The organism is Phenylobacterium sp., assembly GCF_044358365.1.
Lineage (GTDB): Bacteria > Pseudomonadota > Alphaproteobacteria > Caulobacterales > Caulobacteraceae > Phenylobacterium.
In genome coordinates, this window is sequence record NZ_JBIKNZ010000040.1 from 15,787 (window position 1) to 27,836 (window position 12,050).

Here is a 12,050-nt window from a genome sequence, read left to right on the forward strand (position 1 = left end):
TTGCGCCGGGCCATCTTCAGCGGATGAGCCTGGCCGCCCCGGCATCCATAGCGCCCGCCCCGGGGCGCCAACTGCACATCGTCGACGTGCTGATCGCCGAGCGTGCGCCCAGGCTGGCGCGCAGCCCGGCCTGGCCCCTCCTGCGGCCTCTGCTCTATGCCGTCCTGGATTATGGCAAGGCTCGACGGATGGCCGACGCCATCGCGCCCATGACGGGAAGTGAGGCCCTGGCCTTTGTCTCGCACCTGCTTTCACTGAGGGTCACGGCGACGGGCGTACAGCAGATTCCGACCACCGGACGCTGCGTGGTTATCTGCAATCATCCCACCGGGATTGCCGATGGCGTGGCGGTCTACGATGCCTTGAAGACTGTGCGGCCCGACATCAGCTTCTACGCCAACGCCGACGCCCAGCGGGTTTGCGCGCGCTTCGAGGACGTCTTGATCCCGGTGGAATGGGTGGAGGCCAAACGCACACGCGAGCGGCTGCGTACGACCCTGACGCTGACCCGCGAGGCCATGGAAGCCGGACGGTGCCTGGTGATCTTTCCCGCCGGCCGTATCTCGCGGCGCCAGCCAGACGGCTCCATCCGGGACAAGGACTGGGCGGCCTCGGCCGTGTCTATCGCCCGGAAGTATGATGCGCCAGTCGTGCCGGTGCATGTGGCAGGGCCCTGGTCGACCCTGTTCCACTTCTTTCATGGCGTCTCCGACGAACTCCGGGACATCACCCTGTTCCATGAGCTGCTGAACAAACAATCGCAGGCTTTCTCCCTGACGGTCGGCGCCGACGTCGCCCCTGCCGCACTGGACGGCGATCCGGCGACCGTAACGGCGCGGCTGAAAACCTATGTGGAGCGCGATCTGCCCGCCAGACCTGACCGGCCATTCGCATGATCCTGAGCGACGAGGCGGCGACCAGGGCGCTCGGCAGGGCCATTGCAGCTGCCCTTCAGCATGGTGAGGCCATCTGCCTCTATGGCCCGCTGGGCGCCGGCAAATCGACCCTGGCACGGGCGCTGGTGCGGGCGCTGACGACCCCGGATGAAGAGGTGCCGTCGCCTACTTTCACGCTCGTTCAGTTCTATGAGGGTGCGCGGCTGAACGTGGCTCATTTCGACCTCTACCGTCTCTCCGACCCCGACGAAGCTTACGAGATCGGGTTGGACGAAGCGCTGGAGGATGGGGCGGCGATCATCGAATGGCCGGAGCGGCTGGAGGGTCGCCTGCCAAGCGACCGACTCGATGTAGAGATCAGCATGGGACCTGATGCCGACAGTCGCGAGGCGCGCCTGGTTCCGTATGGCGCCTGGGAGGGTCGTGGGCTTGACGTCTGAGCGTGAGGTACTGAAGGACGACTTCCTGCAGGCGGCAGGTTTCGCCGGGGCGCGGCGTGAGCTGTTGTCGGGCGACGCCTCGACGCGCCAGTACGAACGCCTCTACCTTGAGGGCGGCTCCAGCCTGATCTTCATGGACCAGCCGCCGGCTGTGGAGAGCGTCGTCTGCCCGCCCGAGGCCACCCCGGCCGAGCGCCTGGCCCTCGGCTACAACGCGGCGGCGCGCCTGGCGGCGGGGTCCGTGGCCGCCTTCGTGACCACGGCGGCCCATCTGCGCGGACGCGGGCTCTCCGCGCCCCGGGTTGTCGCCCACTATGTGGACGCGGGTCTGGCGGTTCTGGAGGATCTGGGCGACGGCCTCTTCGCAAACCTGATCCCGCACACAGCACCTGAGCTCGAGCTCTACGAAGCAGCCGTCGACGTTCAGGTGGCCCTGCAGGCCGAGCCGCCGCCGCTCGTGCTGGAAGCCGACGGCGCGCGCTGGCCCTTGTTGACGTATGACGCCCTGGCGCTGAAGATCGCCACCGAAACCTTTCTGGAGTGGTGGCCGAAGCTGGTCGGCTTGCCCGCGTTTGGCGAGGCCGCCCTGGCCGAATGGGATGCCTTGTGGGCGCCCGTCTGGGTGCGGGGCGAGGCGGGCGCCAGCGTGTTCACCCACCGCGACTACCACGCCCAGAACTTGCTCTGGTTGCCGGATCGCGATGCCGTGGGCCGCGTCGGCCTGCTGGACTTTCAGGATGCGCTGCGGGCGCATCCGGCGTGGGACCTCACCCATCTGCTGCAGGACGCCCGGCGCGATGTTTCGCCGGACCTGGAAACCGCGATGCTGGAGCGCTTCCTGGCGGCGCGACCTGAACTGGACCGGGCTGTATTCCTGGCCGACTACCGGGCGCTGGCGGCGTCCAATGCGGTGCGGATACTGGGACGGGTGTTCGCGCGCCAGGTGTTGCTGGGACGACCCCAGTATCGCCAGTTCATGCCCCGCACCTGGCGGTATCTGGAGCGGAACCTGGAGGATCCGGCCATGGCCGGCCTGAAGGCCTGGTTCGACCGCCATGTGCCACCCGGATACCGCGCATGATCGCCGGCCCCAGGACTGCGATGGTGCTGGCCGCCGGCCTGGGCAAGCGGATGCTGCCGCTCACCGAGCATCGGCCCAAGGCGCTGGTCACGGTCGCCGGCAGGGCGCTGATCGATCATGTGCTGGACCGGTTGAGGGACGCCGGCGTCGAGCGCGCCGTGGTCAATGTGCATCACTTCGCTGACCAGATGGAGGCGCACCTCGCCGAGCGGCGGGATCTGGAAATCCTGATCGCGGACGAGCGGCCCGCCCTGCTCGACAGCGGCGGGGGCATCAAAACCGCGGCCGACCAGCTGGGTCGCGACCCGATCTTTGTGGCCAACATCGACTCCCTCTGGCTCGAAGGCGCCACACCGGCGCTGGACACCCTGAAAGGCGCATGGAACCCGGCGACGATGGACATACTGATGCTGCTGGTGAAACGGGGCCAGGGCATCGGCTTCGAGGGGCCGCAAGGGTTCCTGAGGGATCCCGAGGGGCGGCTGACGCATTCCACCGACCCCGCCTCACCAACGCCTTACGTCAACATGGGGATCGCCATCTTCAAGCCGCAGGTGCTGGACGACGAACCGGACGGGGCATTCTCGATCGTTCCGGTGTGGCATCGCCTGCAGGCCGAGGGGCGACTTCACGGTGTGCCGATGGACGGCTTCTGGATGCACGTGGGCGATCCGGCGGCGCGCGACGCGGCGGAAGCACGGCTGGCATGACCGCCTTCCTCGACCGGGCAGGTCCGCGGTGGTTCAACATTCCGGCGCACCGGCCGTTCGCAGAGGATCTGGCCCAGGGCCTGTTTGATGCGCTCTCGCCCCTGGGTCCGGAGGCGCTGGCCGACGCCGTGATCCTGACGCCCACCCGACGCGGCGCGCGCGCCCTGGCCGACGCCTTCATCAAGGCCTCGGGCGGGAAGGCCGTTCTGCCGCCGCAGATGCGGCCCCTTGGCGACCTGGAGGCCGGGGAGGCGCCATTCGAGCCGGGCGATCTGGCGCTGGACCTGCCCGCCGCCATCGACCCCCTGAAACGGCGCTTCGAGCTCACCCGGCTGGTGAGCGAGCTGGCCGATGACCTGCCGGGCGGCTTCACCACCGCCTCGGCTGCGCTGGAGCTGGCTGACGCCCTGGGGTCGTTTCTGGATGGCCTGCAGATCGAGGAGGTGCGGGTCGGCGACCGCCTGGCGGGACTGGTCGACGCCGAGCTGGCCGAGCACTGGCAGGTCTCCAGCCGGTTTCTGGACAAGGCGCTGAAACTCTGGCCTGCGCGGCTGGCCGCCCTGGGCGTGCTCGATGTCAGCGAGCGGCGGGTGCGGTTGCTGCGCCGGTTGGCCGAACGCTGGACGACCGCGCCGCCTGCGGGCGTGCTGGTGGCGGCGGGATCGACCGGTACGGCGCCGGCGACGCGCGACCTGCTGATCGCGGTGGCCGGCGCGCCTCAAGGGTGCGTGGTGCTGCCGGGGCTCGATCAGGAACTGGCCGACAGCGCCTGGGCCAAGGTGGACGTACAGCATCCGCAAGGGGCGCTGCGACGGCTGCTGGACCGCGCCGAGGTCAGGAAAGCCGATGTGCGGATCTGGCCGGCCTCGCTCCGCCCGGACAGCGCTGGACGCTGGCGTCGGCGGATCGTCAACGAGGCGCTTCGCCCGGCCGAGGAAACCGCCGACTGGCTGCGCGTCATCGCCGGACTGCGCGCGGAAGGGGCTGCCGACGCCCCCGATCCTGTGGCCGCAGGTCTGGACGGCCTTTCGCTGATCACCGCCCGCACCGATGAGGAAGCCGCAACCGTCGTGGCGCTGCTGCTGCGCGAGGCGCTGGAAACGCCGGATCGCACCGCCGCCCTGGTGACGCCCGATCAGGCGCTGGCGCGGCGGGTTACGGCCAAGCTGGGTCGCTGGGGCGTGATCCCGGATTCCTCCGTCGGCGACAACCTCGCGGGCAGTTCGTGCGGCGTCCTGGCCGGCATGATGGCGCGGGCAGCGGCGGACCCGCTGGATCCGGTGACCCTGCTGGGCCTGCTGAAACATCCGTTTTCCACATTCGGCGATGTGGCAGGCCTGGAGCGCGCCGCGCTGCGCGGTCCTCGCGCCCGGACCTGGGATGAGCTGAAAGGCCGACTGGCCGAGGCGCCTGAGGCGCAGTCGCAGGCCTTGCGGTTGATGGCTCTGGTCGAGGCCTTGGCCTGGCCGGGGGAGACGGACTCACCTTCAGCCGCGGCCAGGCGGATCGCGGCGTCGATGGAAGCGCTGGCGGAGGGCGCCGGCGGGCTCTGGGCCGGCCACGGCGGCGAGGCCATGTCGCGGCTGCTGGCAGCGCTGATTCAGGACGGCGAAGGCTTGCCGCCCGCCACGCCCCGGGGGTTCGCCGACCTGCTGGGCCGGCTGATGGAGGGCGAGACCGTGCGCAGTGGCGGCGCCACTCACCCGCGCCTGCGGATCATGGGGGCCATCGAGGCCCGGCTTGTACGCGCCGACCGGCTGGTGGTGGCGGGGCTGGAGGAAGGCGTCTGGCCCGGCGGGGCGGCGCTGGACCCGTTCCTGTCGCGCCCCATGCGCGCGGCCCTGGACCTACCCTCGCCGGAACGCCGGATCGGCCTGGCCGCCCACGACTTTGCCCAGGCGGCATGCGCGCCGGAGGTCGTTCTTCTCCATACAGAGCGCCGGGAAGGCGCACCGTCGGTCAAGTCGCGCTGGCTGTGGAGACTGGAGACCCTGGCCCTGGGCGCCGGACTGGAGATCCCCGGGCGACCGTGGGTTCTGGACTGGGCGCGCCGCCTGGATGCGCCGGGTGGCTACGAGCCCGTGAAACGCCCCGCGCCGATCCCGCCGGTCGCCGATCGGCCGCGGACCATGGCCGTGACCCGGGTGGAGGCCCTGACGCGCGATCCCTATGCGGTCTGGGCGCGGGACATCCTGCGTCTCTATCCGCTGGATCGCCCGGATGAGACCGCCGACGCCCGCGCGCGGGGTACTGCGATCCACGCCGCCTTTGAACGGTTCGCCGAGGCCTATCCGGCGGCCCTGCCTGCAGACGCCGCCGATGAGTTTGCGCGGCTCTATCTTGAGGAGCTGGAACAGGCCGGCCTGCCACATGAGGCGATGGCCCGTGAGCAGGCTCTGGCCAGGGAAGCGGCCGAATGGGTGGCCGATCTGGAGCGTGAGCGCCGGGATGGCAGGACGATCCGGGTGGAGCTGAAGGGGGAGCGCACGCTGGCGGGTCCCGCCGGCCCGTTCACGATCTCTGCCCGCGCCGACCGGATCGAGGTCACCGCAGACGGTTTCGGCCACATCCTCGACTACAAGACCGGCAAAGCGCCGTCGAAACGGGAGGTCGACGCCGGATTTTCGCCTCAACTCACCCTGACGGCGGCGATCCTTGAGGCCGGAGGTTTCCCGGAGCTGGGGCGCCTGAAGCCCGGGGACCTGACCTATCTGGAGATCACCGGCCGCAAGCCTGCCGGCAAGGTCGAGACCCGCGCAGAGGCGGGTGCGGACAGCGCAGAGGCCGCCGAGCGGGCCTTCGACGGCCTGGCGCGACTGGTGGAACGCTTCGACGATCCGGCCCAGCCCTATCTGTCGCGCGTGGCGCCGCAGTTCGTGAAAGCCCGGATGAGCGACTACGACCACCTGGCCCGCGTGTTCGAGTGGTCCACCAGCGGCGAGGAGGGCGAGGAATGAGCGTCACCGTCCTGCTGACCCCTCTGGCCGATCCCCAGCAGGAGGCCGCCGACCCGACGCTGTCGGCCTTCGTCACCGCCAACGCCGGGTCCGGCAAGACCAAGACCCTGATCGACCGGGTGGCGCGGCTGTTGCTGGCCGGCGCCAGGCCCGAGACCATTCTCTGCGTCACCTACACCAAGGCCGCAGCCTCGGAGATGCAGCGCAGGCTCTATGAGGTGCTGGGCGGCTGGTCGGTGCTGGATGACGCCGCGTTGGCGGGCGCCTTGACGAAGCTGGAAGGCCGCCGGTTCGATGTGGCGGACCTGTCCAAGGCCCGATCCCTGTTCGCCCAGGCGCTGGAAACGCCCGGGGGCCTGAAGATCCAGACCATCCACGCGTTCTGCGAGAAGCTGTTGCGACGGTTCCCGCTGGAGGCCGGTATCTCGCCCGGGTTCCGGGTGATGGATGACACAGCCTCCGCCGCCGTGGCCAGTGCGGCGCGACGGCAGGTGGCGCAGCTGGCGATGAAGGCCGGACACATGGTCGCCGAATCCTATGCCCGGTTCTCGGTGGCGCTGGATTTCCAGAGCTTCCAGAAGATGTTCGCCGACTTCGAGACACGCCGCGGGGCGCTGACGAAGTTCCTGGCGCAGGAAGGCGGGCTGGACGGGGCCATTGGCTGGGTCTGGCGCGCCGTGGACGTGCCCCGGGATTCGGATCCGGAAGACCTTGGCCGGATGGCGATGGCGCAGATGGATCGCGATCTCTATCGCCGCACAGCCGCGAGCCTTGCCCTGGGCGCGAAGACCGACGTGGGGCGGGCGGAGAAACTCGCCGCCCTGGCGGCGGCGGACGCTCCCGATTTTGAGACGGCGCTGGCGATATTCTTCACCGCATCAGGATCGCCAGCCAAATGGATGGACACCTCGGCGCGGATCAAGAACGATGAGGCGTTGCGATCCCTCCTGCTGGCGGAGCAGGCGCGGCTGGATGCGGCCGCCGAACGCATTCGCGCCGCCCGGATCGCGTGTGACACCACGCACGCCCTGAGACTGGCCTCCGCCTACCTCCTGGCCTACGAGATCGAGAAGACGGCGGCGAGCGCGCTCGACTTCGCCGACCTGATCGAGAAGACCTGCCACCTGCTGCGCGATCAGCCAGCGGCGGCCTGGGTGCTCTACAAGCTCGACGGCGGGATCGACCACATCCTGGTGGACGAGGCCCAGGACACGGCGCCGGATCAATGGAGCATCGTCAATGCGCTGGCCGAGGAGTTCTTCTCCGGGGCCGGCGTGCGCAGTGAAACGCGCCGGCGCACGCTGTTCGTGGTGGGTGACGAGAAACAGTCGATCTATTCCTTTCAGGGCGCGCAGCCCGAACAGCTGCTGCAGCAGTTCGCCGTCCACACGGCGCGGGCCGAGAGCGCGGGCCAGCGCATGCCGCGCGTGGACCTGCGGGTCTCCTGGCGCTCGACGCCGCAGGTCCTGAAGTTTGTGGACGCCACCTTTGCGCCGCCGGCCCTTGCGGGCGCCATCCAGCCCCGCGCGGAGCCCGAAGCCGTACAGCATGAGGCCGCCCAAGTGCGCCGCGACCACGCAGGCTGTGTCGACGTCTGGCCGCTGGAAGTGGAGGCCAAGGGCGAGGACCGTGAAGCCTGGGACGCCCCGCTGGACGCCGAGCTCGAGGACAGCGCCAACCGCCGTCTGGCCCGCCGGATCGCCGCCGAGATCAAGGCGCTGATCGCCCGCGGCGACGCTGTCTACGACAAGGAGGCTCGGACCTGGCGCCCGGCGCATGAAGGCGACGTGCTGATCCTGGTGCGGCGGCGGCGGGCGCTGTTCGAGGAGATCCTGCGCGCCCTTAAGCACGCCGGTGTTCCAGTGGCCGGGGCCGACCGGCTGGCGCTGTCGCAGCACATCATCTTCGACGACCTGAACGCCCTGGCCCGCTTTGTCCTGTTTCCCGGCGACGAACTGACCCTGGCGGCGGTGCTAAAGAGCCCGTTCTGTGGCCTGGACGACGACAGCCTCTACGCTCTGGCGCACGGGCGAAAGGCCGAGGGGCTCTGGCCGCGCCTGCAACGCCGGGCCGCCGAGCGCCCGAAGTGGCAGGCGGCCGCAGCGTTTCTGGAGCATGCCCTGAATCGGGGACGGAGCCGGGCGCCTTTCGAGTTCTTCGCCGACCTGCTGGGCCGTACCGGCGAGGGGGGCCGCACCATTCGCCAGGACCTGCTGCACCGGCTGGGGGCGGAGGCCGAGGATGCGCTGGACGAGTTTCTGAACCAGGTGCTGGCCGCCGAGGCGAGGGGCGTTCACAGCCTCGAACACCTGGCCGCCGACCTCGCCGGGCTCGACATCACCGTAAAGCGCGAGATGGAGGCCGAGCGCCGCGAGGTGCGCGTCATGACCGCCCATGGCGCCAAGGGCCTGGAGGCGCCCATCGTCTTCCTGCCGGAGACCACGATCACCCAGACCGGGCGGGGATCTGCGCTGATGCGCCATACCCATGATCGCACCGAGGGCTTCCTCTGGTGCTCATCCGGCGCGCGCGACTGTGACGCCACCGCACTGGCCCGAACCCGGCGCGCCGAGCGCGAGGAGGCCGAGGCCTACCGTCTGCTCTACGTGGCGCTGACCCGGGCGCGGGATCGTCTGGTGCTGTGCGGTCGGGTGTCGGATCGGGACAGAAACAAGCTGCCGGGCTGGTGGGGGGCCATCCAGAACGCCCTGTCGGACAGCGGCGTGGCCGATGAGGTCCGCACCCTCACGATCGACGATCTGACATTCCAGCGGTTCGGGCCCGATCCCCTGACGCTCGAAGGGGCAGAGACCTCGCCGGCGCCCATCGCGCCCTTGCCGGACTGGACGTCCCTGGTCGCCCCGCCGGAGGCCTTCGCCCGCTATGCGTCTCCGTCGGATCTCGGGGAGGGCGCCGTGAGCGCGGCCGCATCACCCCTGGCCGAAACCGGCGGGCTGGGTCGCTTCCGACGCGGCGACCTGATCCACCGACTGCTGCAGTTGCTGCCCGACCTTCCCGCCGCCGAACAGCCGGCGGGCGCGACCGCCCTGCTGGCGCGGGAGGCCGACCTCAGCCCGGTTCAGCGCGCCGAGATGGCGGACGCGGCGCTTTCCGTCCTGCAGGATCCAGCCTTCTCGCAGGTGTTCGGCGAAGGCTCCCGCGCCGAGGTCACCGTCGCCGGGACAGCGCAAGCCCTGCCGTCTGGCCTCAGAATCTCAGGGCGGATTGACCGGTTGGTTGTGCTGCCGGACCGGGTGCTGGTGGTGGATTTCAAGACCAACCGGCCCTCTCCCAACGTGATCGGTGAGGCCGACCCCGCCTATCTTCGGCAGATGGCGCTCTACTGGGCGGTGCTCTCGGATATCTTTGCCGGACGGCGCATCGAAGCCGCCATTGTCTGGACGGACGGCCCCAAGCTGATGCCGATCCCAGAAAACCTGCTGGCTCAAACCCTTGCCGAACTGCACCGCGCCGGTTGATAGAGGGTCAGGGTCCGCTTACATGGCGGTCTTGAGAGTCGCGGTTCCGCCTTGTCCAGGGCCCCGTGCAACAGGAGTTTCCAGATGAGCACCGTCAAGGTCACTGACGAATCCTTTCAAGCCGACGTCCTGGGGGCCAGCCAGCCTGTGCTGGTGGATTTCTGGGCCGAGTGGTGCGGCCCCTGCAAGCAGATCGCCCCGGCGCTGGAGCAGATCTCCGAGGAACTGGCCGGCAAGGTGACCATCGCCAAGCTCGACATCGAGCAGAGCCCGACAACCCCGTCGCGCTATGGCGTGCGCGGCATCCCGACAATGATGCTGTTCAAGGACGGCCAGATGACCGCGATGAAGGTCGGCGCCATGCCCAAGCAGAAAATCCTGGAGTGGCTCGCCGAAGCCGGCGTCGCCGCCTGACCCCTTTTCCCTCCTCTTCCCTGGCTATCGGAACCCCGCTCTGTAGTTCGAGGCCGGTCGTTCCCTTCGCCCCTTGTGGGAGAAGGTGGCAGGCGAAGCCTGACGGATGAGGGGTCGAAAACCGGCTCAGGATAGATCACCCTGCGCCATGGCTCGCCCCACGACCGTCCCGCAAGCCCGCGCTCTGCGTCGCAACGCCCCGTAAACAGACCGCCTGCTGTGGAAGCTGCTGCGAGATCGAAGGCTGGAAGGCTTGAAGTTCCGGCGACAGGCCCCGCTCGGACCTTATGTTCTGGACTTTGTCTGCCTGCGACATCGATCGGTGATCGAGGCGGGTGGCCCGTTTCACGAGCCGGAACGCGATGCCGTTCGCGACGCTTGGCTGATAGCAAAGGGATTTTGGATCCTGCGCTGTCCAAACACTGACATCCAGCTCAAGGACTGGCAGATCATCGCGCGCATTCTCGAGGTCGTCGGGACGCCGCCACCCCAGTCATAGGCCGGTGCGACCCCTCATCCGACCGCCTTCGGCGGCCACCTTCTCCCACAAGGGGAGAAGGTCTTCCTTACAATGCATTGATATACTTGTTTTTACTGGTGCGTGGATCCCTCCCCGTAGAGGGTAGAGAGACCTACCCCGGCCAGGTCTCGGGGCTCATGGCCAGGACCTCGCCGGCGAAATGCAAGCCGCCGCAGATCAGCACGTGGGGCGCCGGGCCCTCTATCTCCAGGGCGCGCGCGACCCCGTCTGACACATTGGCCGCGGTCTCCGGCTCAAGGCCGGCGCGGAGGGCCGCGTCGACCAGATCGTCCGTGCTGGCCGCGATAGGGCTGTCGAACGTCGTGGTGATCACCCGGGGCCGCATCTCGGCGAAGGGGCGGAAAAAGCCCTCGGCGTCCTTGCGGGCAAACATGCCGGTGACCAGCACCAGGGGCCGGGGATCGCGATCCACGATCCGGGCCGCCGCCTCGGCCAACGCCCGGCCCGCATGGGGATTGTGGCCGCCGTCCAACCAGAGATCGGCGCCACGCGCCCGGGCCAAGGCCGCCAGCGGGCCCGCTGTCAGGCGCTGCATCCGCGCCGGCCAGACGGTAGACGCCACGCCACGCCCCAGATCCTCGTCGGCCAGGTCATGGTTGAAGGTCAGGGCCGCCGCCACCGCCAGACCGGCGTTGGCGAACTGGTAGCCGCCGAACAGGCTGGGCGCCGGCAGGTCCAGCAGGCGATCGGGCATCTGCACCAGCAGCCGGCCACGCTCCTCCCAGGCGTCGAAATCACGCCCCATCAGCAGCATCGGGGCCATCCGGTCGTCGGCCTCGCGCTCGATCATCGCCAGCGCCTCGTCGTCCTGACGCGCCACGACCACGGGGCGACCCCGCTTGATGATGCCGGCCTTCTCCCAGGCGATATTGGAAAGCGCCGGGCCCAGCATCTCCACGTGATCATAGTCCACCGGCGTGATCACGCTGACGGCAGGCGCCTCGAACACATTGCTGGCGTCAAAGCGTCCGCCAAGCCCGACCTCCACGACGCACAGATCCGCCGGCGTCTCGGCGAAGGCCAGATAGGCCAGCACCGTGGTGATCTCGAAAAAGCTGATCGCCTCGCCGGCATTGGCGGTCTCTACACGCTCGATCAGGGCCGAGAGCTGAGCATCCGTGATCAGCTTTCCGGCCAGCCGGATCCGCTCGGCAAACCGCACCAGATGCGGCGAGGTGAGCACATGCACCCTCAGCCCCGCCGCCTCGCCGATGGCGCGCAGGAAGGCCACCGTGGAGCCCTTGCCATTGGTGCCCGCCACGTGGATCACCGGCGGGAGCTTCAGATCGGGTCGGCCCAGCGCCGCCAGCAGGCGTTCAACACGGCCCGTCGTAAGATCGATCAGGGTCGGATGATTGGCGCGCAATCGCTGGATCACCGCATCGGAGGCGCGGATCGGATCGAAGCCGGGGTCGGCGGGAAGGGAGGTCATGGCGTCCACTCCCCGGAGTGTTCCTTATTCTCCTCCCCCGTCGGGGGAGGGGGACCGCGCGAAGCGGGGTGGAGGGGGCTCGCCGGGCGCCACGCATACG

Annotated in this window: 9 protein-coding genes; 8 read left to right on the forward strand and 1 reads right to left on the reverse strand. The window is 69.2% G+C overall.

Translation table 11 applies throughout. The features are described from left to right. Positions 1-23 precede the first annotated feature (23 nt). The 8 genes from ACIQ3B_RS11820 to ACIQ3B_RS11855 all read left to right on the forward strand — a co-directional run bounded on the left by ACIQ3B_RS11820 (position 24) and on the right by ACIQ3B_RS11855 (position 10,476). The gene (locus ACIQ3B_RS11820; RefSeq protein ID WP_397402798.1) at positions 24-896 is read left to right on the forward strand and encodes a GNAT family N-acetyltransferase; all 873 of its coding nucleotides are present in this window, start codon (positions 24-26) and stop codon (positions 894-896) included. Next, entirely contained in the window at positions 893-1,336 is a 444-nt protein-coding gene (gene tsaE, locus ACIQ3B_RS11825) for a tRNA (adenosine(37)-N6)-threonylcarbamoyltransferase complex ATPase subunit type 1 TsaE (RefSeq protein WP_397402784.1), read from the forward strand. Before ACIQ3B_RS11820 ends, tsaE begins: the two co-directional genes overlap by 4 nt. After that, the gene (amgK, locus tag ACIQ3B_RS11830; protein ID WP_397402786.1) at positions 1,326-2,417 is read left to right on the forward strand and encodes an N-acetylmuramate/N-acetylglucosamine kinase AmgK; all 1,092 of its coding nucleotides are present in this window, start codon (positions 1,326-1,328) and stop codon (positions 2,415-2,417) included. The genes tsaE and amgK overlap by 11 nt, the downstream gene beginning before the upstream one ends. Then, positions 2,414-3,127, forward strand: a complete 714-nt coding sequence (locus ACIQ3B_RS11835; RefSeq protein ID WP_397402788.1) for a nucleotidyltransferase family protein — start codon at positions 2,414-2,416, stop codon at positions 3,125-3,127. Before amgK ends, ACIQ3B_RS11835 begins: the two co-directional genes overlap by 4 nt. Continuing rightward, positions 3,124-6,084 (forward strand): double-strand break repair protein AddB, encoded by a 2,961-nt coding sequence (gene addB, locus ACIQ3B_RS11840; RefSeq protein ID WP_397402790.1) that lies wholly within the window; start codon positions 3,124-3,126, stop codon positions 6,082-6,084. The genes ACIQ3B_RS11835 and addB overlap by 4 nt, the downstream gene beginning before the upstream one ends. Beyond that, the gene (addA, locus tag ACIQ3B_RS11845) at positions 6,081-9,563 is read left to right on the forward strand and encodes a double-strand break repair helicase AddA (protein ID WP_397402792.1); all 3,483 of its coding nucleotides are present in this window, start codon (positions 6,081-6,083) and stop codon (positions 9,561-9,563) included. The genes addB and addA overlap by 4 nt, the downstream gene beginning before the upstream one ends. Positions 9,564-9,647: 84 nt before the next feature. Beyond that, positions 9,648-9,977 (forward strand): thioredoxin, encoded by a 330-nt coding sequence (trxA, locus tag ACIQ3B_RS11850; protein WP_397402794.1) that lies wholly within the window; start codon positions 9,648-9,650, stop codon positions 9,975-9,977. A 217-nt stretch (positions 9,978-10,194) separates the two neighbouring features. Beyond that, on the forward strand, positions 10,195-10,476 hold the full coding sequence (locus ACIQ3B_RS11855; protein WP_397402800.1) for an endonuclease domain-containing protein: 282 nt from the start codon (positions 10,195-10,197) through the stop codon (positions 10,474-10,476). 133 nt (positions 10,477-10,609) lie between these two features. Here the strand turns inward: ACIQ3B_RS11855 and ACIQ3B_RS11860 are convergent, their stop codons facing one another. Continuing rightward, on the reverse strand, positions 10,610-11,950 hold the full coding sequence (locus ACIQ3B_RS11860) for a bifunctional folylpolyglutamate synthase/dihydrofolate synthase (protein WP_397402796.1): 1,341 nt from the start codon (positions 11,948-11,950) through the stop codon (positions 10,610-10,612). Between the last annotated feature and the right edge of the window lie 100 nt (positions 11,951-12,050).

What these genes read in the sequence shown, in the direction of transcription:
- ACIQ3B_RS11820 (WP_397402798.1), top strand. Translation starts at nt 24, where the DNA reads ATGAGCCTGGCCGCCCCGGCATCCATAGCGCCCGCCCCGGGGCGCCAA.
- tsaE (WP_397402784.1), top strand. Translation starts at nt 893, where the DNA reads ATGATCCTGAGCGACGAGGCGGCGACCAGGGCGCTCGGCAGGGCCATT.
- ACIQ3B_RS11835 (WP_397402788.1), top strand. Translation starts at nt 2,414, where the DNA reads ATGATCGCCGGCCCCAGGACTGCGATGGTGCTGGCCGCCGGCCTGGGC.
- addB (WP_397402790.1), top strand. Translation starts at nt 3,124, where the DNA reads ATGACCGCCTTCCTCGACCGGGCAGGTCCGCGGTGGTTCAACATTCCG.
- addA (WP_397402792.1), top strand. Translation starts at nt 6,081, where the DNA reads ATGAGCGTCACCGTCCTGCTGACCCCTCTGGCCGATCCCCAGCAGGAG.
- trxA (WP_397402794.1), top strand. Translation starts at nt 9,648, where the DNA reads ATGAGCACCGTCAAGGTCACTGACGAATCCTTTCAAGCCGACGTCCTG.
- ACIQ3B_RS11860 (WP_397402796.1), bottom strand. Translation starts at nt 11,950, where the DNA reads ATGACCTCCCTTCCCGCCGACCCCGGCTTCGATCCGATCCGCGCCTCC.